Source organism: Citreimonas sp. (assembly GCF_042096055.1).
Lineage (GTDB): Bacteria > Pseudomonadota > Alphaproteobacteria > Rhodobacterales > Rhodobacteraceae > Citreimonas.
In genome coordinates this window covers 45479-68720 of the sequence record NZ_JBELMH010000004.1, presented here as the reverse complement: position 1 = coordinate 68720, position 23242 = coordinate 45479, and the positions used below count along the sequence as shown (strand labels likewise).

Here is a 23242-nt window from a genome sequence, read left to right as displayed (position 1 = left end):
CCGGAGCGGCGCTTTCTTCTTGTTATCGGGGCGTCGCGCCGCCACGCTGGCGGCAGGACGAAGGGAAACGGCATGAGCGATCACGCGCAGCTTCTGACCGACGGCGACCGGGCCGTGCGGGACCTCGCGGGCTACGGCGGCACCACGGGCGTGCCGTGCCGGCCGGCGCTTCTGGTGATCGACATGACGCTGGATTTCTGCGGCCCCAAAGGCGCGTCTCGCGAAGAGGCCGTGCGCGCCTGCCGCACCGCCTGCGGGCCGCAGGCCTGGGCGGCGGTGCCGCGCATCGCGGCGCTGATCGACGCCGCGCGGGGCGCGGGCCTGCCGGTGATCTACACGCGGCGTTCGGCAGAGCGGCTGGCCGCCAGGCGCGGCAAGAACCTGCGCGGGGCCGAGGACGATCCGGCCGGCAACGCGATCGTCGCGCCGCTGACGCCCGCAGACGGTGACATCGTGCTGGGCAAGAGCAAGCCCAGCGCGTTCTGGCAGACCGGCCTCGACGAGTTGCTGGCTCGGCACGGCTGCGACGGCGTGATCCTGACGGGCTGCACGACCTCGGGCTGCGTGCGCGCCACGGCCGTGGACGCCTACAACCGCGACCTGCCGTGCCTGATCGCCGAGGACGCGGTCTTCGACCGGTTCGAGGCCAGCCACACGCAGTCGCTGTTCGACCTCGGCGCGAAATACGCCGACGCGGTGCCGGGCGCCGACGCGCTGCGGGTGATCGCCGACGCTCACCATGCGGCGAACCCGCCCGCCTCGAACAGCGCGCCGCGGTAGAGGGCGTAGTCCAGCACCTGTTCGAAGATCAGGTAGACGACCGCGAAGACCCCGGCGCCCGAGGCGGCCGAGGGCAGCAGCGGCTGGCGGCCGACCGTCATCATGTAGGCGCAGATGAACAGCGGCACGGTGGGCAGGATGCCGATCAGCAGGATCAGCACGATGCAGCCCACCATCCAGCCGACCTGCGCCACCTCGGCGCGCAGGGCCGGGTCGTGCTTCATCTCGCGGTCGCGGAAATCGGCGCCCAGCGCCACGCGGATCGCCCGGCCGGGCCCGGTGTCGAAGCGCGACAGCAGGTCCAGCACGCACAGCACGGCGGTGGAGACCCCGACGATCGTGGGCATCAGCCGCGGCACCGAGCCGTAGCGTTGCGCCCAGATCGCGTAGCCGACCGACAGCGCCAGCAGCAGCAGCGGCGGCCAGATCGAGCGGACGGCGCGGGGGGTGTCAGGGCGGTCGGTCATGCTCACTCCGTCGGGAACAGAAGGGATTTCACGACGACCGGTGCCGCGCCGGTCTGGCGGATCACCGCGCCGATGTCGATGAAGTCGAACTCGGAGAGCGCGATGCCGTCGATCGAGACGATGGCGCCGGGCACGTCCTCCTCGGCGCGGCACTGCATGCCCAGAAGGCCGCCGATATCGCCCTCGACCACCAGAACCAGCGGATGGCCGGCGGCAAGCACCGGTTTCAGGCCGTGCACCAGCCCGCGGGCAAGGGCGGCGAGTCGCGCGTAGCTGGCCGAGCCGGTCCACGGCAGCGCGACGGCGACGGGCGCCGCACCCGAGGCGAGGTCCATGCGGTCGAGCGCCCCGGTCACCGCGGCGGCGACGGCGTCCGCGTCGATCGTGTCGCCCAGCGCGAGGGCGGGCGCGATCACCGCCATGTTGCGCAGCGGCAGCGCGTCGTCGGGGTCGAGGAAGATGGTCGAGCCCGAGACCTGCACCGTGTATTGCGACGCGCCCACCACCGTGGCGCGGATGCCCTGGCGCGCCGGGATGCGCTCCAGCCCGGCAACGGCGAGGCGCGAGTCCAGCGCCCGGGCCAGGTCGGCCCCGAGGTCGTCGGCCACGCCCGCGCCGCCGTCGAGGTAGACCGAGACGCCGCCAGACACGACCACGCGGCGCGCGGCCTCCGCACCCTTCAGAGGCGGCAGGCGCAGCACCGCCTCGTCGGCCTGCCCCGCCATCGCCGCCATGATCCGGTCGGCCATCAGCGCGGCGACGTGCTCGCGGTCCTGCGGCGTCAGCCTGTCGCCCTCAGCCAGCGCCAGGCCGGCGGCGTCCAGGTAGTGCCGGCCGAAGGGTTCGAGCCGGGTGATGATGCCGTCCGCGTCGAAGGCGATCAGCCGCGCGCCGGCATCGAGCGCGGTGCGCGCGACCGCTTCGCCGCCGTCGCACAACGCGATCTTAGTGGTACCGCCGCCGATATCGACGTTCAGCACCGGCGCCGTGTCGCGCGACAGCGCCGCCGCGCCCGAGCCGTGCGCGGCCATCAGCGTCTCAAGTCCGTCGCCCGCGCTGACGGCCACGAACTTGCCCGCCTCGGCGGCGAACAGCTCGCCTATCGCGCGGGCGTTGCTGCGGCGTGCCGCGACGCCGGTCAGGATCAGCGCGCCGGTGTCCACGTCCTCGGGGCGCATCCCGGCGGCGTCGTATTCCGCCGCGATGAAGGCGCCCAGCGCGTCCGCGTCGATCGTGTTCTCGCCGGCGTAGGGCGTCAGCAGGATGCGGCTTTCGTGGTCCACGCGCCTGTCGGCCACGACGTAGCGCGTGTCCATCCGCTCGAGCACGATCGTCGAGAACAGCAAGTGCGACGTGGACGAGCCGATGTCCACGCCGACGCTGCGCAGTTCGATCTCGTCCTCCTCGATCAGGCTGCGCCCGGCGCCGGAGAAATGCACGCGCCCGCCGGGATCGGCCTCGATGCGCGCCGTCCGGGTCATTGGTCGTCGGGCTTTTCGTAAAGCGCCGGGTCCATGCGGCTTTTGGCGCCGGACTTGGCGATTGTGGCCTCGAACTCCTCGCGCAGGTAGGGATCCTCCATCCAGTAGGGGATCGCGGTGCCGCCCTCGGTCACGTCCATGGCGGTGTAATCGATCTGCTTCTCGCCCGGCGGCAGACCGGTCACGAGGCTGGGATGGTTCGGCCCGAACCACGCCGACAGGCGGAACGGCTCGGCCGAGGTGTTGAAGTGCTGGTGGTACCAGCGCGCCCCGCCCGGCGCCGCGCTGACGAGGCCTACGGGTTCGTAGTCGACGCGCTCGACCCTGTCGGCATGCCCGTCCTTCCACGGGTTCACGCCGCATTCCTCGGGCCAGGTGTAGGTGTAGCCGGCGCCCTTCACGCAGACCAGAACGGCGGCCGAGGTATGCGCGTGCGCCTTGGAATACTTGCCGGTTTCGTGCTGACCCAGCCAGAGGTAGAACTTGTTGCCGGTCATGAACGGCTCGACCCGCCGGTAGCCGGGCGAGCGGCGGTTATCGAGCGGCAGCTCGCAGTTCATCACGTCCGGAACGAGGTTGGTGCGGCGCATCGCGAGGCCGCGGATCGGGTCGGGCTCCAGATCCTCGTTCGGCTTGTAGAAATCGCCGTCGGGCGAGAAGCGCGAGGTGAAGGCGTAGGGACAGTCAAAGATGAAGTTCGCGTCGCCGATCAGGTTCATCAGGTTCGGCGCGGTGGTTCCGCCCAGCAGCAGCGCGGGCGCGTTGGTGGCGTTGACGATGCGGTGGTAGGCGTTGACCGGAATCGAGAACAGCGAGCCGGTCTGCCATTCGAAGACGTGCTTCGGCCCGCCCTCTTCCAGCCAGACCTCGGTCGAGCCGCGACCCTCGACGACCAGGTAGATCTCCTCGTAGAGGTGCTTCTCGACGTTGAGCGCACCCGCGGCGGGCACCTCGACCACGTAGTTGCCCCACTTCCCTTCGGTGCCGTGCAGCTGGATGTACGAGCCGCGGCCACCCATGCGCGGCCAGTCGACCAGCGGCAGGTCCTGCACCTTCGAGACGCCGATGCCGCGGAAGACCGGGATGCCGTCGGCCTCCATGAACTTGTCGTAATCCGATTGCGGCTGGCCGAACTTGCCGAACCCGGCCCGTTCTCCGCGCGTGGGTTCGTGCCAATGCAGCACGCCGTCCATGTCATGCGGCATGGATGCTCCTCCCTCTGGCTCCCGTTGCGTCAATCCTGTCGGATCGTCGGCGCAGCGTCAACGAAAAGAGAACGGCGTTCTATATACCAGAACGTTTGGAGAGCGCCTGCCAGACGCGGTCGGGGGTGGCAGGCATCTCGAAATCGCTCACCCCGGCCTGCGCCAGCGCGTCGCGGACGGCGCTCATGGATGCCGCCAGCGCGCCGACGGTGCCCGCCTCGCCCACGCCCTTGGCGCCCAGCGGGTTGACCTGCGTGGGCACCTCGACGGTGTCGAGACGGATCTCGGGCATGTCGCGGGCACGGGGCATCGGGTAGTCCATGAAGCTGCCCGAGAGGATCTGTCCGTCGGCGTCGAAGGCGATGACCTCGCCCATCGTCTGGCCGAGACCCTGCGCGATGCCGCCGGTCATCTGCCCCTCGACCATCTGCGGGTTCAGCACGGTGCCCACGTCCTCGACCGCGGTGTAGCGCAGCACCGCGACGCGGCCGGTGTCGGGGTCGATCTCGACCTCGCAGAGGTGGCAGCCGTTGGGATAGGTCACGCCCTCGGGCAGGAACTCGGCCAGCGCGGACAAACCGCCTTCGGCGCGCGCGGCGGCCTCGGCCAGCGACAGGGTGCGGTTCGTGCCGCGCAGGGTTAGCACGCCGTCGCGCAGATCGACGTCGTCGGGCGCGGCGTCGAAGTCCCGCGCAGCGATGGCGCGGGCCTGGCGCACGATCTCGTCGGTGGCGCGCGACACGGCCGCAGCACCGACCGCGGTCGCGGCCGAGCCGCCGTTGCCGCGCCCCTCGGGCAACAGATCGGTGTCGCCCTGAAGGAAGTCGACGGCATCGACCGCGACGCCCAAGCGCCCGGCCACCATGCGCGACAGCGTGGTCTCGTGCCCCTGCCCGACCGACATGCAACCCGGGGCGACAGAGATGCGGCCCGAGGCGCCGATCGTGATGCGCGCCACGTCGCGTTTGAGCTGGCGCAGCGGGCCGCCGGCGACCTCGATCGGCATGGCAATGCCGAGGCCGCGCAGGCGCCCGCGCGCGGCGCTGTCCTGACGGCGGGCCTCGAAACCGTCGGCTTCGGCCAGGGTCATGGCGCGGTCGAAGACACGCGGGAAGTCGCCACAATCGTAGTGATAGGTCAGTGCCGTCCTGTAGGGCATCGCCTCGGGCGGGATCAGGTTGGCGCGGCGCAGGGCGAAGCGGTCGCGACCGGTGTCGCGTGCGGCGCGGTCGATGAGGGATTCGATGATGTAGGTCGCCTCGGGCCGGCCGAAGCCGCGATAGGGACAGGTGGGCACCGCGTTGGTGAAGGCGAAGCGCACGCGCCCGGCGATCGCGCCGATCCGGTAGGTGCCCGCGATGCCGCCGAGGTTGTTGAGCATGCCCTTGGACCGACGGCCGAAATAGGCACCCACGTCGACGTCGACGGCGACCTGCAAAGCGGTGAAGCGGCCCTCCCCGTCCAGCGCCAGGCGCGCGGTGGCCTTGACCGAGCGGCCGTGATCGTCGGCCAGGAACGCCTCGGACCGGGTGGCGCGCCAGCCCACGGGGCGGCCGAGCTTTTCGGCGGCCCAGAGCACCAGCGCCTCTTCGCGGTAGAGCCCGCCCTTCATGCCGAACGATCCGCCGACATCGGGCGCGATCACTCGGATCGACTCGGCGTCGCGGCGGAACAGCGTCGCCAGCGCGCCGCGGATGGCGAAGGGGCTTTGCGTGCTGGTGGTCAGCTCCATCCGGCCGTCGCGGATCATGCCAAGGCAGACCCGCGGCTCGAGCGAGGTCGCGGCGAGGCGCGAGATGTCGAGGTCGACCTCGGCCACGTGCGCGGCGCTGTCCATCGCGGCGGCGACCGCGCCTGCATCACCCACGCCGTGGAAGGACGCGGTGTTGTCCGCCGCGCCGTCCCAGACCGGGTCCTGCGTCGCGGCGCGGGTGTCCAGCACCGGCGCGCCGTCGTCGTCATAGGAGATCAGGATCGCTTCGGCCGCGTCCTCGGCCGCCTCGCGCGAGGTGGCGACGATCATCGCCACCGGCTCGGCCAGGTGGCGGATCACGCCGTCGTTCAGAAGCGGGCGCGGCGCCGGCTGCGGCGCACCGCCGTCGTCGCGCACGGGCTCGACATCCAGCGGCAGGTCCGTCAGGCCATCCGCTTTCAGGTCCGCGGCAGTGTAGATCGCGACGACGCCGGGCAGGCCGGCGGCGTCCGAGACATCCGGCGCGGCAAAGCGGCCGCGCGCGACCGGGGCGCGCAGGAACACCGCGTGAAGTGCATCCTCGGGAAACAGGTCGCCGGTATAGCGCCCCTGTCCGGTCAACAGGCGGACGTCCTCGCGACGCCCCCGTTCAGGCTGGTCCATGTGCCCCTCCCCGCTTTGCGCTTTTGACAGGATACGCATATAGGTCGTACAGTCCAGAACAGCGTTCCACATTACGGAACCGCTGTAAATCCTGGGGAGGTCCGGATGGCGAAGGATGCAAGCATCGACGACGCGTGGAAGGCCGAGCCGGTCGAGGGGCCGGTCGACGGCGAGATGGCCTGGGGGTCGGACGTGGCGGCGCAGATGCTGCGGCGCCTCGATATCGAGTATGTCGCGCTGACGCCGGGGGCGAGCTATCGCGGCCTGCACGACAGTCTGGTGAACCACCTCGGCAACGAGCGCCCCGAGATCGTCCTGTGCCTGCACGAGGAGCACGCCGTCGCGGTCGCCCACGGTTACGCCAAGGCGACTGGCAGGGCGCTGGCGGTCGTGCTTCATTCGAATGTCGGGCTGCTGCACGGCTCGATGGCGATGTTCAACGCCTGGGCCGACCGGGTGCCGATGCTGGTGCTGGGCGCCACCGGCCCCACGGACGCGGCCGAGCGGCGCCCGTGGATCGACTGGTTGCACACGACGCAGGACCAGGGCGCGCTGGTGCGCAGCTTCACCAAGTGGGACGACCAGCCCGGCTCGGCAGCCGCGGCGTCGACGGCGCTGATGCGGGCGTGGAAGATCACCAACACCGCGCCACGCGCACCGGTCTACGTCAACCTCGACGCGAGCTGGCAGGAGGCGCCGGCGCCGGAGGGTCTGACGCTGCCCGACCCGGCGCGCCACGCGGTGCCGGCGGTGGTGCGCCCCGATCCCGCGCGCCTGGCCGAGGCGGCGCGCGCGCTGGACGCGGCACGCCGCCCGGTCATCCTGTTCGGCCGCGGCGCGCGCACGGCCGGGGCCATGGCCACCCGCGTGGCGCTGGCCGAGCGGCTGGGCGCCGCGATGCTGTCCGACCTCAAGGCCGGCGCGATGGTGCCGTCGGACCACCCCAACCATGTTGGCCAGCCGTTCAACAAGCTGTCGCCCGAGGCGCGCACGGTGCTGGCCGAGGCCGACGCGATCCTCAGCCTCGGCTCGGTGGATCTGGGCGGAATGCTGAAACAGGGCTACGGTGCCGAAGGGTTCGCCGGCACGGTCATCCACGCCTCGGAAGAGGCGCATCTGCATCGCGGGCTGGGACAGGAACACTACGACCTGGCGCCGATCGACATCGAGTTCCTGGCCGATCCGGACGCCACGGCCGAGGACTTGCTGGGCGCCCTCGGCGACGGCGCACGCCCCGCGCCCGCCCTGCCCGCGTTCACCGCGACCGAGCCGCCCGCGTCCGGGACGCTGACCCAGCGCGACATCGCCCGCGCTTTGAGGGCCGAGATCGGCGACGCGCCGGTGACCTTCCCGGCGCTGTCGCGCGGCTGGCCAACCGACCTTTGGCCGCACCGCGAACCGCTGGACTTCCTCGGCAAGGACGGCGGCGGCGGGATAGGCAGCGGGCCCGGACTGGCCGTCGGCGCCGCGCTGGCGCTGAAGGGCTCGGGGCGGCTGGTGGTCGCGACGTTGGGCGACGGCGACACGCTGATGGGGATCAACGCCTTCTGGACGGCGGCCAAGTACCGCCTGCCGCTGCTGGCGATCATCGCGAACAACCGGTCGTACTTCAACGACGAGCTGCACCAGGAAAGCGTGGCGCGGCGCCGCGGCAGGGTCGAGGCGAACGCCTGGGTCGGCCAGAAGCTGGACGATCCCGCCCCCGACATCGCGGGCCTCGCCCGCGCGCAGGGGCTGGGCGGCGTGGGCCCGGTGCGCACGCAGGCCGAGCTGCAAGCGGCCATGGCCGAGGGCGTGGCCGCGGTGCGCGAGGGCCGGCCGTTCCTGATCGACGTCTGGATCGACGCGCGGCAGGGGCGCGAACAGGCGGTCGCGCGCAACACCAAGGGCGGCGTCTGAGGGCACCGCCCCGCCGCGAACGGAAAAGGGCGCCGCGGATCGCGGCGCCCTTTCTCTTTTGGTGGTCGGCTGCGCCCGATCTAGAAGTCCCGGTAGCCCATGAAGTAGCGCACCACGAGGCCGCGGTAGAGGTCGATGTTGAAGATCACCTCGAACACGCCGAAGATGAACGCCGTCGTGCCGAGCGCGACCAGCAGCGTCATCTTCCAGCTTTCGCCCGCCAGGAACCGCATCAGGATCACGCAGAAGGCGAAGATGCCGGCGTAGTGCCCCAGCACCGTGATCATCACCACCAGCGCGACCATCCACGCCGAGAAGCCGATCACCTTGTTGAAGTGCACGCTGCCGCCGCGCAACGTGTCCGAGACGCGCTCGCGCACCTCGAACCCGCCGCTGGCGCGCCACAGCCGGACCGCGTGGATCACGATCAGCGCCAGCAGCGGCACCATGATGACGAAAGGCGTGCGCGCCGAGACCATGGCGTAGGTCGTCGCCTCGAGGAAGGCCAGGACGACCAGCACGCCGACCACCAGCAGGAAGCAGACCTCGAGCGCGAAGCGATTGGCCGCGTGGGCGCGCAGGATGCGCGCCTTCTCGGACTCTTGGGTTGGGTTCGGGTCAGTTGACGGGTTCACCGGGAATGATCCTTCTGCGACGGTCACGGTAGATGCTGAAGACGTTCCAGCCGAGGAAGACGATCGTGATGATCGCCAGCGCCAGCGGGATCGGCTGCAGGATGAAGAGCGGCCCGTCGAGCAGCAGCGCGAGGTACAGGTTCTTCTCGACCGCGAAGCCCAGCACGAAGCCGATCAGCAAAGCGGCGCGCGAGTAGTTCAGCACCTTCATCGCGTAGCCCACGATGCCGAAGATGACGGCGACGCCGATGTCGAAGATCGCGCGGTCGCCGGCGAAGGCGCCGGTGGCGATGATCGCCATCAGCACCGGCACCATGACGCTGGCGCGGATCGAAGTCGCCCGGCTGAGCGGGTTCACCAGGAACATGCCGACGATCGTGCCGATCAGGTTGCCGATGATGATCGTGAAGATCATGATGAACACGAGGTCCACGTTGGTGTTCAGCATCACCGGGCCGGTCTCGAGTCCCAGGATGAACAGCCCCGACAACAGGATCGCCATCGAGGACGAGCCTGGGATGCCGAAGGCCAGCGTCGAGGCCAGCGCCCCGCCCTCGACCGCGTCGTTGGCGGCCTCGGGGCCGATCACGCCCTCGACGTTGCCCTTGCCGAAGCTGGCCTTGTCCTTCGACGTCTGCTTGGCGTGGCCGTAGGCGACGAAGGCCGCGGGGGCCGAGCCGAGGCCCGGGATCAGGCCCATCGTGGTGCCGATGGCCGAGCAGCGCATCACCAGCCACCAATGGGTGAAGGCGGTGCCGATGCCCTTGAAGATCTGCTTCTGCGTGTCCTTGGCCGACAGCGCGGTCGGCATGTCCTTGGCCAGCGATCCGCCGCGCGCCCACAGGTCGATCATCTCGGCCACGGCGAAGAGGCCCAGGATCACCGGCACCAGCGACAGCCCGTCGGCCATGCGCTCGGACCCCATGGTGAAGCGTTCGGTGTTGGTGACGTTGTCGACGCCGATCATCGCCAGCAGCAGGCCAAGCAGCGCCGCGATCAGGCTGCGGGTCATGTCCTCCTTGCCGAGCACGGCCACGAAGGTCAGCGCGAGGAAGGCCAGCACGAACACCTCGGGCGGGCCGAAGAACAGCACCACCTCGCGCAGGACCGGGATCAGCAGCGCGAGCACGATCGCGCCGAAGGTCGCGCCCAGGAAGCACGACGCCATGGCGGCGCCGACGGCGACGCCGGCCTCGCCCTTGTCGCGCATCGGCGGGCCGTCCAGCAGCGTCGCCGCGTTCTGACCGGTGCCGGGGGTCGAGAACAGGATCGCCGTCAGGCCCCCGCCCTGCGCCACCGTGGCGTGCGCCCCCAGCAGGAAGGCGATGCCTGCGCCGGGCTCCATCGTGTAGAGAAACGTCACGGCCATCGCCATGGCGAAGTGGCCGGAAAGGCCCGGGATCACCCCGATGATCAGTCCGAAAATCGAGCCGCCGAGCAGGTAGGGGAACACGGCCCAGCTGATCGACTGCAGGAATCCGCTGGTAATACCCTCGATTAGTGTCATTGCCCGTCCTCTGAGCCAGCGCCTTGCGTTGGTGACCGCCCCTGCCGGCGCGCGACAGGGGCGGGTTCACATGGTCTCCGCGTCGATCAGATCTCGCCGCGAATGGCCCTCACGAACAGGTCTTCGATCTCGGGGGACAGTTCGGTCGCCGCCTTGGCGATCCGGCCCATCTCCTCGCCCGAGGCGAACAGGATGTCGCGCTTGGCCTCCTGCGCTTCCTGCACGAAATCGGGGTCGTTCATCGCCTGCTCGAACGCGTCGCGCAGGAACGCCATGCGATCCTCGGGCACGCCCGGAGGTGCCGCGACCGGGCGACCGACGGCGGACAGTGCATCCCAGCTTTCGAGGATCTGGATCTTCTCCTCGGCGTTCTCCATGTCGGCGGCGATGTCGTAGACGCTGGGCACACCTTCCAGCACGCCGGTCGGGTTCTTCTCGCCGTGCAGGATCACGTAGTGCTCGCCCTGGTTGATACCGTCGAGCGCCGAGCCGATCGAGCCCCACATCGCGTGCACGTCGCCGCGCAGCATGGCGGTGCGGATGTCGCCCGAGCGGTCGAAGCCGTGGACCACGCGCTGCTCCATGTCGAGCACCTCGCCCGCGATGACCGCGTCCACGTAGGTCGAGCCGCCGAGGCCGGTCGCGCCGACGATCTCGGTCATGCCGTTGTCGCGGAAATCCTCGAAAGAGCGGATGCCGCTGCTGTCGCTGGCCACGAAGACGCGGCGGTCGGCGACCATGCGGCCGAGGTAGTTGTAATCGCCCACGCGGTAGTCGGCGCCCGCGATGTCGGCGAGCTGGTTGGTCACCATGGCCGAGCCGTTGATGATGCCGACCGTCAGCCCGTCCGAGGGCGAGTTGAAGATCTCTACGGCGCCCTTCATGCCGCCGGAACCGGGCATGTTCACGATATCAACGCGGGCACCGGTATATTTCTCCATGTAGGGAATGAGCATCCGGCTGTACTCGTCGTAGCCGCCGCCCGGATCGTAGGGCACGATCCACTTGATGACCTTGCCGTCGTAGAATTCGGCCGCGTCCTGCGCCTGGGCCGCGACGCCGAAACCGGCGGTCGCGCCGGCGACGATGGTCGCGGCGAGCGCCTTCAGAAACGTTCTTTTCATGTGCTTCCTCCCTGGTTCGCGCCATTCGGCGCCTGCTTTGACACGACCGCCCCGCGGGGCGTGCATGCATGTCTCGCGTACCGCGAGCACGGTGCGGCGGGCGCCTGGCCCGACCACCGAAAAACCGAAACCCTCGATACCGACAAAGCCGTGGGCGACGGTGCCGCCGCCCGGCGGATACGGGGCACCGCCCCGCGTTCGAAACCGGTGTGCCGATCGGCGTGTCGCGGCCCGGGCGAAAGCCTCTGCCGGGCCGCTGGCCGACGATTCCTCGTCAAGGGCCGAAAGCCCGTTTCGCTGTTCCCGACGAGCACGTCGCGTGGCCTCCCCTCCGCGCGTTCCGTTTTCTCCTACCAACTCTGCATACTCCGCCATCCCAGTCAATGGGACGCCTATCCGCATAGCGGAACGCTTTGAGTGACTGCGCTAACGGCACGCCCGCTCATCCCGTCGCCACCAGCACGACGCCGACCATCGCCAGCGCGGCGGCGGCCAGGACCGGCCAGCGCGGCGCGGATTCGCTCCGAAAGACGAGCACCGACAGGATGATCGAGAAGAAGATCTCGACCGAGGCGATCATCACCACGGTGGACACGCTTTCGTAGGCAAGGGCTGCGAACAGCAGGATCTGCCCGCCCGAAACCATGATCGCGCCCAGCACGATCCAGCGGTCCAGGCTGCTGAAAATGTTCGCGAAATAGCCGCGGTAACGGGTCGAGACGACAGCGATGCCAGCGAAGACCACGAAGCCCGACACGGCGCTGACGAAGGTGCCGAACGCGGGCGCCGGCATGTGGTCGAGCCCGGCCGCGCGAGCCACGTAGGCCACCGCGTAGGCCATCGCGCCGCCCAACCCGAACAGATAGGACGACGGCGCCGGCGATTGCACGTTGAGCTTGCCGCGGTCGCGAAAGCTCTGATGGATCAGCACGGCGAAGGCGATGGCGATGGCGGCCATCCCCGCGGCGCCGCGCGGTGTGATCGCCTCGGACAGGAAGACCGCGGCCAGCGCCACCGAAAAGAACGGGTTCAGGCGCTTGACCGCCGTCGCGCGGGTGACGCCCAGCCGGCGCAGCGATTCGAAGACCAGGCTGCGGCCGAAGACCATGGCCGACACGCCGGCGAAGACGAACCAGCCGAAGCCACGCCAGAAATCCGGCGCGTCGGACAGCCCGCCGCCCCCGGCCTCGAGCAGCAGCCACAGCGCGCCCGAAAAGGCCATCGTGACCAGGACCGAGAACATCACCCCCTTGTCGCCGCCCGACCGGGTGGTGCGCGAGATGAAGACGTTGGCCAGTGCGAAGCTGACGGCCGAGCAGACGGCGAGGATCTGGCCGAAGGTCTCGGGGCTCATCGTCGGCCCTGGCGGGTCGCGGCCCCGCTCACCGCCCCAGGATGCTGCGTTCCAGCCGCGCGCGCAGCTCGGGCGTGACCTCGGGGGTCAGGCCGAACCACAGCTTCCACGCGGGCGGCCCCTGGTGCAGCAGCATGCCCAACCCGTTGACTGTGGCGTTGCCGCGGGCGTTCGCCGCCGCCAGGAACGGCGTCTCGAGCGGGGTGTAGATGATGTCGGCTGCGATGGCGTCCGCGGGCAGCGCGTCGAGCCGCAGGTCGAGCGGCTCCATCCCGACCATGCCCTGGCTCGTGGTGTTGATCGCGAGCGTCACGCCGTCCAGTGCGTCGTGCCGGTCCTCCCACGGCAGGACAGTGACCGGGCCGCCGAACGTGTCTGCGATCTGCTGCGCGCGCGCCTGCGTGCGGTTGACCAGCCGCAGTTCGGGCACGCCCTCGGACAGCATCGCGTGCACGATCGCGCGCGCGCCGCCGCCGCCGCCGATCACGGTGACCGGCCCAGCGTCGGCGCGCCAGTCCGGCTGCGCCTCGTACAGGTTGCCGAGGAAGCCCAGCCAATCGTTGTTCGTGCCGAACAGCGTGCCGTCCGGCCGGACCACGACGCAGCTGATGGCGCCAATGCGCCGCGCGACCTCGTCGATCTCGTCGACGATGGCCAGCGCGTCCTGCTTATGCGGGATCGTGAGGTTGCAGCCGGCGAAGCCCAGCGGATGCAGCGCCTTCAGCGCCGGCGCCAGCGCACCCGGCTCGATCGCGAGGGGGACGTAGCCGCCGGTCAGGCCCAGCCGCTCCATCCAGTAACCGTGCATCAGGGGCGAGCGGGAATGCATCACCGGCCAGCCCATGACGGCGGCCAGACGGGGGCGGTCCTGCGCGCTCATGATCCGTCCTCCAGCTTGGCCTGGAAATGATCCCAGGTCTTGGCGAACAGCGCGGGCGAGCGCAGCTTCTGCGTGCAGGCGGCAATCTCGTCTTCCGAAAACCGGTACGGCGTGCCGATCTGCATCGCGCGCACCTGCCGCTCGGCGCTTTCCTCGATATAGGTGGCCAGCACGAAAGCCTCGGTGATGTCGGTGCCCACGGCGACCGAGCCGTGCGCCTTCATCAGCGCGGCCGGCCGGTTGCCCAGCACGTCCGCCATCCGCGCCGCCATCTCGGGCGAGTTGATCGAGTCCGGCGTGTCGAGCACGGGCATCGGGTAGACCAGCACGCCCTGTGCGTAGACCGGGGCGTAGTCGTGGCCCGTCATTGTGAGGTAGGTCGACCAGCGCGGATGCGCGTGCACCACGGCGCCGACGTCGGGGCGCGCGCGGTAGATGCCGGCGTGCAGGTGGAACTCGAGCGGCGGCTTGCCGTCGCCCTCGATCACCGCGCCATCTAAGTCGATCGTGCAGATGTCGGCCGCGGTCAGCCGGCAGCGCGGCCGCGCGCCGATGTTGATCAGCATCCGGTCGTCGCCCAGGCGGATGCTGGCATGGCCGTTGTGATCGACTATCCCGGCCCGTTCGAGCATGCGCAGGGCCAGGGCCAGCCGCGCCTTCTTGTCCTCGGTCTCGCTCATGTCTCCTCCGTCACCAGCCGGTCTGCTCGCGGATCTCGGACCGCCACAGGTCCCAGGCGCGCAACCCGGCGGTCTGGTTCGGCACGTCGGCCAGCGCGCCCTCGGCCGGGCTCAGCGCCGCGATGGGGCCGCCGCCGGCCAGCGCGTGGCTCCAGTGCTGGATGCGGGCGCTGACCTCGGTGTAGACGGCGCGGAACACCGCGACCTGCAGGTTGGGCCCGCAGGCGACCGAGCCGTGCGCGCGCATCAGGGCGATGTCCTTGTCGCCCAGGCTTTCCGCCAGCGCCACGCCCTTGGCGCAGTCGCAGACCAGCATGTCGGTCTCGCCGAAGCGCTCGGAGATGTCGAAGACCGGTACGCCCTGCGCGAGGAAGGCGGCGTTGTGGAACATCGCGCCCATCTTCACGTCCGTCAGGCCGAACGGGATCACCGAGGGCGAATGCGAATGCACGACCGAATGGATGTCGGGCCGGGCGCGCAGGATTTCGCCGTGGATGAACCGTTCGAGAAAGCCCTTCGGCGCGTCGGCGGCGCAGGGCGTGCTGTCGAGGTCGTATTCCACGATGTCGTCCGGGGTGACCAGCGCGGGCGCGATCGCGCGGGCCATCAGGTATCGGTCGGGCGCGTGCGGATGACGCATCGAGACATGACCGAAGCCGTCCACGACGCCGCGCGCTGCCAGGATGCGGCTGGCCGCCGCGAGGTCGGCCAGCACGCCGGCCTCGACCGCTCCACCGGATGTCGGATGCGCGCTCATGGATCCTCCCTCGTCTCCTCCTTCCGAAGCCTAGCCCCGCGACGCGCGGCGCGGCCACGTCAATTGGAACTGCATACCGCATACCGGAACAAGCGCGGCGCCGTCAGATGATGACCCGCGTGTTGACGCTGTCGGGAAAGATCTCTTCGGGCGTGAACTGCCGGTGCGCGATGCCCTGCTGGTGGGTGTAGAGCCCCATCATCTCCCACGTCTTGCGGTTGGGCTCGACTCCGAATGGAAACGGGTCCTTGCCGAAGATGCCCTGCATGCGCCGCCCGTAGGTGGGCAGCCAGGCCAGCGGATAGCGCGACACCGCCGGGTCGAGCAGCCGCTCGACGCTGCGGCGCTTGGATTCGTCGAAGGCGTTGAACAAATTGCGGGCCACCCAGGGGTGTGCGTCGTGCACCGACTTTTTCATGGCGACGATGTGCATGATCGGCCAGATGCCCGTGTCGGCGAAGTACTGCTCCTCCATGCCGACAAAATCCGGGAACAGGCGCACCACGTCCGGGTGATCTTCGAGAAAGCAGGTCGGCGGACGGGCGATGATCGCGCAGTCGAGCTCGCCGCTCGCCAGCATCTCGGACAGCGACTTGTCCTTGACGCGGTCGATCTCAATCCCGTCGGGCAGGTTCAGCTCGACCTTCTCCTCGCGGCCCGGCGCGTTGGCGCCGGCCTGCACCCATCGGATGCGGGTCATGTCCATGCCAAGGTCGTTCTGCATCCAGCCGCGGATCCAGACAGCCGCCGAATGCGCCCATTCGGGGCTGCCGACGGTCTTGCCGTACAGGTCCTCGACCTTCTCGATGCCCGACTTGCGGTTGACGTAGAACGACGAGAACCGGAACAGCCGCGAGCAGATCACCGGCAGCCCGATCAGATCGCTGTCCTTGCGCGTGACCTGGGTCGAGAACTTGGCGAAGGACATCTCGGACAGGTCGAACTCGCGGTTCGCGGTCATCCGGGCAAAGCATTCGTGGTGGCCCAGCAGCAGCCAATTGAGGTCGACCCCCTCGGGGCGCACGGCGCCAGTGCGGATGTCGCGGAAATGATCGTAATCGGTCGTGGCGATGGTCAGCGGCAGCGTGGACACGTCTTCTCTCCCCCTCAACCGGGGCGGCCCACATCCGCGGTCGAACCACGGGGCCGCCACCCGGAAACGTTCGACGCCCAGTCGTAGGCTATGCCGCGCATCGCGGCAAGCATCCGCACCGCTATTCAGAACTAAGATCCGTATACCGGAACAACCGGCGACATCTTGCGCGGACGTCGCGTCCGCCTTGGCCGTCGCGCGACCGTTAAGGACTCCTAAACGAATTCCGCCCAACGTGCCGGCGAAGTCTCCGCATGCGCCGCCGGCGCTCTCGAAGGGCCATTGCCGTTCAGGCCATCCGTGAACGGCACGGTCCCGGGACGGGGACACACTCTTGTCCGCAGGCCAGACCGCTTGGAAACGAACATGCCGGACCCGACCGCCGCAGGGCGGCGCCGCGACGCGCGGCCAGCGTCGCGCAGGCCCGCATACGGGCCAGAGTACGCCCCCAGCAGGCGAGCCGTGCTGACGGGCGCGCTGGCCTGCGCGACGCTCGCCGCGCCGTCGCTGGCGGCGCATTTACCGGACAGGGTGGTGGCCGCCTATTACCCGCCGCTCATGATGCAGGACCCCGACCGCCCCGGCCTGTCGATCGAGATCTTGCAGCGCGCCGCGGCGCTGTCGGGCCGCTCGCTCGACATCACCTTCGTGCCCTTCGCGCGGGCGGTGAAGACGATCATGCGGCGCGAGGATCACCTGCTGCCGGCCTATTTCCGCAGCCCGGCGCGCGAACGCTCCTGCGCGTGGGTGGCGCGCACCCACACGGTGCACAACGTGTTCAATACGCTCGGGCCAGCGATCGACACGCTGGACGAGGCGCGCAAACTGGACCGCATCGGGGTCGAGACCGACACCGCGATGGACGTCATGCTGTCGCGGCTGGGCTTCGACAACCTGGTCCGCGCCAGCACGCCGCTGATCACCACGCAGCAATTGCGCATGGGCCGGATCGACGCCTGGGCGCTGACCCGCTCGGCCGCGCGCTGGATCTGGGAGGATCTTGGCCACCCCGAGCGGCTGGTGCAGGGCATTCCGGTGGCGATCGCCGACGTCTACGTGGCAGCGAGCCACACGGTCTCGCCCGCCCTGATGGAGGACTACGCCGGCGCGATCGCGGTCCTGCAGGCCGCGGGCGCCGTCGACGAGATCGTGGCGCGCTATCATGGCTGACGCCCCCGCCTCCACTGCCGCTCCGCGCGGCCGCCTGTCGCTCAAGCTGGCACTGGCCGCGGCGGGCATCGCGCTTGCGATCGGCAGCGCGCTGACCGCGCTGCAGATCTACGCCGACATGCGCGTCGAACGCGCGCGGATCGACACCCTGGGCGCGAAGCTGATCCAGCCGCTGCAGGACAGCCTGACGCGGTCGGCCTTCCGGCTCGACCGGATCGCGGCGCACGACCTGCTGACCGCCATCGTGCAAGAGCCGGCGGTGATCGGCGCCTCGGTCATCGACGATTTCGGCGACACGCTGGTCGCGGTGTCGCAACCGGCCGACCGCTGGGCGCTGCAGAACCTCGGCCGGGTCTTCGGCAGCACGCCGGTGAGCACCGAGATCCCGCTGGTCGTCGACGAACTGGACATGCCCGTGGGTCGGGTCACCGTGCAGGTCGACCCGATCGTCGCCGCCGCCGACTTCTCGAAGCGGACGGCGATCGTACTGGCGGCGGGGCTGCTCAAAAGCCTGCTGCTGTCGCTCGTCCTGTCGTGGTATTTCATGCGGACGACGATGCGCCGGATCGAGCGGCTGTCGCGGATCTACGCGCCGGCCGGCACCATGTCCGACGCCGCCCCGCGCGACGAGATTGACGCGCTCGCGACCGCGCTGCGGCAGCGCGAGGCCGAGAAGACCGGCCTGATCGAGGCGCTCGACCTGTCGGTGGAACGCGTGAAGCTCGCGACCTCGGCGGCCAGCCTCGGCATTTGGGACATGGACATCGTCTCGGGCCGGAACGCCTGGGACGACGCGATGCTGGACCTCTACGAGATCGCGCCGGGCGGCTTCGAGCAGACCTACGAGGGCTGGCTGCGGCGCGTGCACCCCGACGACGTCGCCCTGACCGAGGCGCGGTTCGCCGAAAGCTGCGCCACCGGCGAGACCTTCGTGAACCGCTTCCGCATCCGGACCGATACCGGCGCCGAACGGGTGCTGGATTCCCGCGCCCGCATCATCCGCGCCGCCGACGGAACCGCCCTGCGCGCCATCGGCGTCAGCGTCGACGTGACCGAGGACGTGCGCCGCGAGCGCAGCCTGATCGAGGCGCGCGAGGCGACCGAGGCGGCGCTGCGCCAAAGCGCCTACGAGGCCCGGCACGACGCGCTAACCGGCCTGGGCAACCGCCGGTCGCTCGAGCGGCACCTGCGCAAGCTGGGCCAGACGCTCGAGGGCGACGGCGACGTCTGCTTCCTTCACATCGACCTCGACCGGTTCAAGTCGATCAACGACGCCTTCGGCCACGCGGCGGGCGACTTCCTGCTGGTCGAAATCGCGAAACGGCTGCGCATGCTGACCGAACCGCGCGACTTCATCGCCCGCATCGGCGGCGACGAATTCTCGATCGTGCTGGACGGGCCGGATTGCGTCGACCGCGCGACGCGGCTGGGCGCCGCGATCATCGAGGCCTGCGCGCAGCCGACGCGCAACGGCGCGATGGTCCTGCGCTCGGGCGCCAGCGTCGGCATCGCGCTGGCCCGGGCCGGCGCGCTGTGCCAGATCCAGGAGGACGCGGACATCGCGCTCTACGATGCCAAGCGGCGCGGCCGCGGGCGCCACGCATTCTTCAACAGCGCGCTGCGCGTCGCCGCGGAAAAGCGCAAGGTGATCGCCGACAACCTGACCGAGGCGCTGGCCGAGGGCCGGCTTCAGGTGTGGCTGCAGCCGCAGATCTGTGCCCGAAGCCGGGCCCTGCACGGCGTCGAGGCGCTGGTGCGCTGGCACGATCCGGTGCTGGGCGAGACGACCCCCTGCGACTTCCTGCCCGTCGCCGCCGAATCCGACCTTCTGGCGAAGATCGACGCGCACGTCTTCGCCGAGGCGATGGCCATGGTGCGGCGGATCCGCGGGCTGGGGCACGACATCCCGCGCCTGTCGGTCAATGTCAGCCTCGAGCGGCTGTTCGCCGAGGACCTGCTCTCGACCATCGACGCGCAGGGCGACTGGCCCTGCCATGTCGCCTTCGAGCTGCTCGAGACGATCGACTTCGACCGGTTCGGCGGAGAGCTGGCGCAGGTGCTCCAGCAGCTGCGCGACCGCGGGATCGAGATCGAGATCGACGATTTCGGCAGCGGCCGCGCCTCGGTCTCGGCGCTTTCCGCGATCCGGCCGGACCGCATCAAGCTCGACCGCAGCATCACCCGCATCGCGCAGGAGACCGGGACGGGCCGCGCGCCGCTGGTCAAGGCGCTGGCCGACATGGGCCGCGCGCTCGGCATCGGGTTGACGGCCGAGGGGGTCGAGACGCTGGAGCAGGCGCACGCGCTCAAGGCGCTGGGCTGCGACGTGCTGCAGGGCTATCACTTGGCCCGGCCGATGCCCGAGGACGCGTTCCTGCGCTGGATCGAACGGCACCGGACGTCAAGCCTGGCGATCTAGGCCCGAACCCCGCGACTGGCGAAGAAGGTTTTCGGGAACCTATCGTTCTTCTTGTTGGTTCATGCCTCCAATCCGGCGCGGCCGACCCGGCGGACGATGCGACGCGCGCGGCGCGACCGCATCGCGTGTCGGGAACCGGCCAGCGGGGTGCGGGCAAAGGATCCGCGTTCCGCCGCCGAATGACAGGGACGGGACAACGACATGGACAACAACGACCACCGAATGAGCCAGCGACCGCTGCTGTTCTTCCCGCGGGTGAACCGGCGCGTCTTCTCGGTTTCGGCGATCCTGATCGTCGGCTTCATCATCTTCGGCGCGCTGTTCAGCGACACGGCCAACACGATCTTCTCGGGCGCGCAGACCTGGCTGGTCAGCACGCTGGGTTGGGCGATGATCCTGCTGGTCAACGTGCTGCTGATCGCGGTGCTGTACCTGACCTTCGGCCGCTTCGGCGACATCCGGCTGGGCCGCATGACCGAGGCGCCGGCCTATGATCTGTTCTCTTGGACGGCGATGCTGTTCTCGGCGGGGATCGGCATCGGGCTGATCTACTGGGGCGCGGCCGAGCCGCTTTATCACTTCTTCGCCCCCCCCGTGGGCGACGCCGAGACCGAGGCCGCCGCCAAGCAGGCGATGACGCTGTCCTTCCTGCACTGGGGCTTCCACGCCTGGGCGATCTATGCGGTCGTGGCGCTGAGTCTCGCGTATTTCCACTTCCGCAAGGGGCTGCCGCTGACGGTGCGCTCGGCGCTCTACCCGATCCTCGGCGACCGGATCTTCGGCTTCTGGGGCGACGTGGTCGACATCCTCGCCGTCTTCGGCACGATGTTCGGCATCGTGACCTCGCTTGGTCTGGGCGCGATGCAGATCAACTCGGGCCTGGGCCAGGTCTTCGGCGTGCCGCAAAGCGCGTTCGTCCAGATCGTCGTCATCGCCGGGATCACGGCGCTGGCCACCCTGTCGGTGGTCGCGGGCCTCGACGCCGGGATCAAGCGGCTGTCGAACATCAACATCCTGCTGAGCATCGTCTTTCTGGCCTTCATCCTGGCGGTCGGGCCGACGCTGTTCATCTTCGACACCTTCGTCCAGTCCTACGGCGCCTACGTCAGCGACCTCGTGTCCTGGGGCACCTGGGCCGAGGCCTGGACCGACGGTGGCACCTGGCAGGACAGCTGGACCATCTTCTACTGGGCGTGGTGGGTCAGCTGGGCACCCTTCGTCGGCGTCTTCGTCGCCCGCATCAGCCGTGGCCGCACAATCCGCGAATTCCTGCTGGGCGTCATGCTGATCCCCGCATCGATCATGTTCTTCTGGTTCTCGGCCTTCGGCGGCACGGCGCTGTCGATCTCGCTGTCGGGCGACCCGACGCTGATCGAGGCGACGCGGGAATCCTACGGCAACGCCATGTTCGCGCTGCTCGACTACTTCCCCGCGTCCGAGTTGATGTCCGGTTTCGCGATCATCCTGATCGTGCTGTGGTTCGTGACGTCGTCGGACTCGGGCTCGTTCGTGATCGACATGCTGACAGCGGGCGGGGATCCCGATCCCCCGAAGGTGCAGCGGATCTTCTGGGCGATCTCCGAGGGCGCGGTTGCGTCCGTGCTGCTGCTGGCCGGCGGGTTGTCGGCGCTGCAGGCGGCGGCCGTGGTCGCGGGTTTCCCGTTTGCCATCGTCATCCTGCTGATCGTCATCGGCCTGTTCAAGGCGCTCAGCTGGGACCCGCTGATGGTCTACCGGCACAACCAGCGCTTCCGCAACGACGACGAGGCCGACCACGCCATGCCGTCGGAACTGCCCGGCACGCTCTACGGCGACTCGCCCGAGACGGCGCCGCCGGGACGGACGGCGGCCCCCGACCCTGCCGAATGAAACAGGGCGGCGGCGCCGGCGCGACCGCGTCAGGCGCCGCCGCGGATATGCTCCAGCATCACCTCGGCCGCCGAGCGATTCATGGGGATGCTCGACGGGATCTCGCAGATGTCGGGCTCGGCGAAGATCTGGGTGATCTCGCGATCCTCGACCAGCATCGAGTAACGCCAGCTGCGCATCCCCATCCCCTGGTTCGAGCGGTCGACCAACATGCCCATGCGGCGCGCGAAGACGCCGTTGCCGTCGGGCAGCATCGTCACCTTTTCGACCCCCAGCGCCTTGGCCCACTGGAACATCACGAAGGCGTCGTTGACGGCGGTGCAGACGACCTGATCGATGCCCTCGGCGATGAAGTCGTCGTGCAGCCGCTCGTATCCCGGCAGGTGGCTGTCGCTGCAGGCCGGGGTGAACGCGCCGGGCAGGCCGAAGACGACGACGCGCTTGCCGGCGAAAATGTCGTCCGATGAGACGTCGCGCCATTCGAACGGGTTGTCGCCCGGCACTTCGGGGTTGCGCACGCGGGTGTGGAAAGTGACGGCGGGGACGGTCTGTGGGTTCACGGTCGGACCTGCTCTCTGTTCGCGAAGATTGCCGGGACGGTAACGGTTTTTGCCGTGCCTCGCCAGCCGCCCTGCCCTTACGCCGCCGTCGGTTGGGTCACGGCCAGGCGGACAGGTCCACGGGCGGCGGCCGTGTGCGGTCGCTCGATCGCACCTGCCGGCGCCATGCACCGGGGGGCACGCCCTCGATCCCCTTGAAGAAGTGGTTGAACTGCGGTCCGCTGCCGAAGCCCAGCCGCTGGGCGATCTGGTCCACCGACAACGTGGATTGCTCGAGCAGGCGCCGCGCCTCGAGCATCGTGCGCTGGCGGATCATCAGGCCCGGCGGGCGGCCGAAATCGCGCAGGCAGGTGGCGTGCAGCCGGTCGCGGCCGACGCCCAGCGCGGCGCAAAAGGCCGCCACGGACCAGCGCTCGCCCAGATGCGCCTCGATCAGCGCGATGAAGCGGCTGCCGAGGCTGGAGGACGCGAATCCCGATTGCAGCCCGTAGGGCCCGGCCTTGAGCGCGCGGTAGAGCGTCACCAGCAGGATCGAAAGATGCGCCTCGACCAGGCTGGACGACATGGGCCGGTCCTGCCGCGTCTCGACGGCAAGCCCCTCGAAACAGGCCTGCAGGGTCGCCGCGTCGCCGTCGGCCGGGTCGAGTGTCACCAGGTAGCGCCGCTCGGCCATGTAGCCGAGCTCAGCTGCGTGGGGCGAATGCCGCAGCGCCACCGACAGCAGCGATGCGCCCAGCACCAGGTGATGCCCGCGACTGCCCGGGGCGACGACCAGCCGGGCCTGCGTGTTCCACGGCGTCCAGAGCAGGCACGGCGCCTGCAAACGCTCCACCGTCTCGTCGATCTGCAGCGATGCGGTGCCCGCGCTCAGCAGCAATGCGCGGAAGTTATGCGAGCCGAGCAGGCCCGACCGGCCGAAGACCAGCGGCTGCAGTCCCGCGCGCAGCGGCTCGGCGCGCAGGGGCGTTTCGGTCTGCGCGGGCGAGCGGGCCGTGTCGTGCATCGG

Annotated in this window: 19 protein-coding genes; 5 read left to right on the top strand and 14 right to left on the bottom strand. The window is 69.7% G+C overall.

Annotated elements, in window-relative coordinates; genetic code table 11:
- The first annotated feature begins 72 nt into the window (after window positions 1–72).
- Window positions 73–780, top strand: coding sequence for an isochorismatase family protein (locus ACFDTC_RS02275; protein ID WP_375257245.1), 708 nt, complete (start codon window positions 73–75; stop codon window positions 778–780).
- Here ACFDTC_RS02275 and ACFDTC_RS02270 read toward each other — a convergent pair.
- From ACFDTC_RS02270 to ACFDTC_RS02255, 4 genes are all read right to left on the bottom strand, one after another.
- Window positions 735–1247: a tripartite tricarboxylate transporter TctB family protein gene (locus ACFDTC_RS02270; RefSeq protein WP_375257244.1), complete on the bottom strand. Its 513-nt coding sequence runs from the start codon at window positions 1245–1247 to the stop codon at window positions 735–737. The genes ACFDTC_RS02275 and ACFDTC_RS02270 overlap by 46 nt on opposite strands.
- 2 nt (window positions 1248–1249) lie before the next feature.
- On the bottom strand, window positions 1250–2728 hold the full coding sequence (locus ACFDTC_RS02265) for an ethanolamine ammonia-lyase reactivating factor EutA (protein WP_375257243.1): 1479 nt from the start codon (window positions 2726–2728) through the stop codon (window positions 1250–1252).
- Window positions 2725–3933: a cupin domain-containing protein gene (locus ACFDTC_RS02260; RefSeq protein ID WP_375257242.1), complete on the bottom strand. Its 1209-nt coding sequence runs from the start codon at window positions 3931–3933 to the stop codon at window positions 2725–2727. The genes ACFDTC_RS02265 and ACFDTC_RS02260 overlap by 4 nt, the downstream gene beginning before the upstream one ends.
- A 79-nt stretch (window positions 3934–4012) precedes the next feature.
- Window positions 4013–6289, bottom strand: coding sequence for a xanthine dehydrogenase family protein molybdopterin-binding subunit (locus ACFDTC_RS02255; RefSeq protein WP_375257241.1), 2277 nt, complete (start codon window positions 6287–6289; stop codon window positions 4013–4015).
- Window positions 6290–6394: 105 nt separating this feature from the next.
- Here ACFDTC_RS02255 and ACFDTC_RS02250 point away from each other — a divergent pair, with 105 nt between their 5' ends.
- On the top strand, window positions 6395–8188 hold the full coding sequence (locus tag ACFDTC_RS02250) for a thiamine pyrophosphate-binding protein (RefSeq protein ID WP_375257240.1): 1794 nt from the start codon (window positions 6395–6397) through the stop codon (window positions 8186–8188).
- An 80-nt stretch (window positions 8189–8268) separates the two neighbouring features.
- On the opposite strand, the gene ACFDTC_RS02245 is transcribed toward ACFDTC_RS02250, so the two are convergent.
- The 8 genes from ACFDTC_RS02245 to ACFDTC_RS02210 form a co-directional block, all read right to left on the bottom strand.
- Window positions 8269–8823 carry a tripartite tricarboxylate transporter TctB family protein gene (locus tag ACFDTC_RS02245; protein WP_375257239.1) on the bottom strand — a complete coding sequence of 185 codons (555 nt, stop codon included), beginning with the start codon at window positions 8821–8823 and terminating at the stop codon, window positions 8269–8271.
- Window positions 8807–10330, bottom strand: a complete 1524-nt coding sequence (locus ACFDTC_RS02240; RefSeq protein WP_375257238.1) for a tripartite tricarboxylate transporter permease — start codon at window positions 10328–10330, stop codon at window positions 8807–8809. The genes ACFDTC_RS02245 and ACFDTC_RS02240 overlap by 17 nt, the downstream gene beginning before the upstream one ends.
- Before the next feature lie 86 nt (window positions 10331–10416).
- Window positions 10417–11454: a Bug family tripartite tricarboxylate transporter substrate binding protein gene (locus tag ACFDTC_RS02235; RefSeq protein WP_375257237.1), complete on the bottom strand. Its 1038-nt coding sequence runs from the start codon at window positions 11452–11454 to the stop codon at window positions 10417–10419.
- Window positions 11455–11896: 442 nt separating this feature from the next.
- Window positions 11897–12808 (bottom strand): EamA family transporter, encoded by a 912-nt coding sequence (locus tag ACFDTC_RS02230; protein WP_375257236.1) that lies wholly within the window; start codon window positions 12806–12808, stop codon window positions 11897–11899.
- A 28-nt stretch (window positions 12809–12836) separates the two neighbouring features.
- The gene (locus ACFDTC_RS02225; protein ID WP_375257235.1) at window positions 12837–13688 is read right to left on the bottom strand and encodes a shikimate dehydrogenase; all 852 of its coding nucleotides are present in this window, start codon (window positions 13686–13688) and stop codon (window positions 12837–12839) included.
- A complete protein-coding gene (locus tag ACFDTC_RS02220) occupies window positions 13685–14368 on the bottom strand; it encodes a class II aldolase/adducin family protein (RefSeq protein WP_375257234.1) in 684 nt (227 codons plus the stop codon). Before ACFDTC_RS02220 ends, ACFDTC_RS02225 begins: the two co-directional genes overlap by 4 nt.
- A 10-nt stretch (window positions 14369–14378) precedes the next feature.
- Window positions 14379–15125 carry a class II aldolase/adducin family protein gene (locus ACFDTC_RS02215; protein ID WP_375257233.1) on the bottom strand — a complete coding sequence of 249 codons (747 nt, stop codon included), beginning with the start codon at window positions 15123–15125 and terminating at the stop codon, window positions 14379–14381.
- Window positions 15126–15228: 103 nt separating this feature from the next.
- Window positions 15229–16218 (bottom strand): ABC transporter substrate-binding protein, encoded by a 990-nt coding sequence (locus ACFDTC_RS02210; protein WP_375257232.1) that lies wholly within the window; start codon window positions 16216–16218, stop codon window positions 15229–15231.
- A gap of 462 nt (window positions 16219–16680) precedes the next feature.
- Between ACFDTC_RS02210 and ACFDTC_RS02205 the strand changes: the two genes are divergently transcribed.
- The 3 genes from ACFDTC_RS02205 to ACFDTC_RS02195 all read left to right on the top strand — a co-directional run bounded on the left by ACFDTC_RS02205 (window position 16681) and on the right by ACFDTC_RS02195 (window position 21676).
- A complete protein-coding gene (locus ACFDTC_RS02205; protein ID WP_375257231.1) occupies window positions 16681–17388 on the top strand; it encodes a substrate-binding periplasmic protein in 708 nt (235 codons plus the stop codon).
- Window positions 17381–19807 (top strand): putative bifunctional diguanylate cyclase/phosphodiesterase, encoded by a 2427-nt coding sequence (locus ACFDTC_RS02200; protein ID WP_375257230.1) that lies wholly within the window; start codon window positions 17381–17383, stop codon window positions 19805–19807. Before ACFDTC_RS02205 ends, ACFDTC_RS02200 begins: the two co-directional genes overlap by 8 nt.
- A gap of 201 nt (window positions 19808–20008) precedes the next feature.
- Window positions 20009–21676, top strand: coding sequence for a BCCT family transporter (locus ACFDTC_RS02195; protein ID WP_375257229.1), 1668 nt, complete (start codon window positions 20009–20011; stop codon window positions 21674–21676).
- Between the two features lie 29 nt (window positions 21677–21705).
- Here the strand turns inward: ACFDTC_RS02195 and ACFDTC_RS02190 are convergent, their stop codons facing one another.
- A complete protein-coding gene (locus tag ACFDTC_RS02190) occupies window positions 21706–22236 on the bottom strand; it encodes a peroxiredoxin (RefSeq protein ID WP_375257228.1) in 531 nt (176 codons plus the stop codon).
- 97 nt (window positions 22237–22333) lie between these two features.
- Window positions 22334–23239, bottom strand: coding sequence for a helix-turn-helix domain-containing protein (locus ACFDTC_RS02185; protein WP_375257227.1), 906 nt, complete (start codon window positions 23237–23239; stop codon window positions 22334–22336).
- Window positions 23240–23242 lie beyond the last annotated feature (3 nt).

Excerpts from the sequence above, each read along its gene's own strand:
- ACFDTC_RS02255 (WP_375257241.1), bottom strand. The coding sequence starts at position 6,289 with ATGGACCAGCCTGAACGGGGGCGTCGCGAGGACGTCCGCCTGTTGACC.
- ACFDTC_RS02225 (WP_375257235.1), bottom strand. The coding sequence starts at position 13,688 with ATGAGCGCGCAGGACCGCCCCCGTCTGGCCGCCGTCATGGGCTGGCCG.
- ACFDTC_RS02195 (WP_375257229.1), top strand. The coding sequence starts at position 20,009 with ATGGACAACAACGACCACCGAATGAGCCAGCGACCGCTGCTGTTCTTC.
- ACFDTC_RS02265 (WP_375257243.1), bottom strand. The coding sequence starts at position 2,728 with ATGACCCGGACGGCGCGCATCGAGGCCGATCCCGGCGGGCGCGTGCAT.
- ACFDTC_RS02215 (WP_375257233.1), bottom strand. The coding sequence starts at position 15,125 with ATGAGCGCGCATCCGACATCCGGTGGAGCGGTCGAGGCCGGCGTGCTG.
- ACFDTC_RS02220 (WP_375257234.1), bottom strand. The coding sequence starts at position 14,368 with ATGAGCGAGACCGAGGACAAGAAGGCGCGGCTGGCCCTGGCCCTGCGC.
- ACFDTC_RS02185 (WP_375257227.1), bottom strand. The coding sequence starts at position 23,239 with ATGCACGACACGGCCCGCTCGCCCGCGCAGACCGAAACGCCCCTGCGC.
- ACFDTC_RS02230 (WP_375257236.1), bottom strand. The coding sequence starts at position 12,808 with ATGAGCCCCGAGACCTTCGGCCAGATCCTCGCCGTCTGCTCGGCCGTC.
- ACFDTC_RS02260 (WP_375257242.1), bottom strand. The coding sequence starts at position 3,933 with ATGCCGCATGACATGGACGGCGTGCTGCATTGGCACGAACCCACGCGC.
- ACFDTC_RS02270 (WP_375257244.1), bottom strand. The coding sequence starts at position 1,247 with ATGACCGACCGCCCTGACACCCCCCGCGCCGTCCGCTCGATCTGGCCG.
- ACFDTC_RS02275 (WP_375257245.1), top strand. The coding sequence starts at position 73 with ATGAGCGATCACGCGCAGCTTCTGACCGACGGCGACCGGGCCGTGCGG.
- ACFDTC_RS02235 (WP_375257237.1), bottom strand. The coding sequence starts at position 11,454 with ATGAAAAGAACGTTTCTGAAGGCGCTCGCCGCGACCATCGTCGCCGGC.
- ACFDTC_RS02240 (WP_375257238.1), bottom strand. The coding sequence starts at position 10,330 with ATGACACTAATCGAGGGTATTACCAGCGGATTCCTGCAGTCGATCAGC.
- ACFDTC_RS02250 (WP_375257240.1), top strand. The coding sequence starts at position 6,395 with ATGGCGAAGGATGCAAGCATCGACGACGCGTGGAAGGCCGAGCCGGTC.
- ACFDTC_RS02200 (WP_375257230.1), top strand. The coding sequence starts at position 17,381 with ATGGCTGACGCCCCCGCCTCCACTGCCGCTCCGCGCGGCCGCCTGTCG.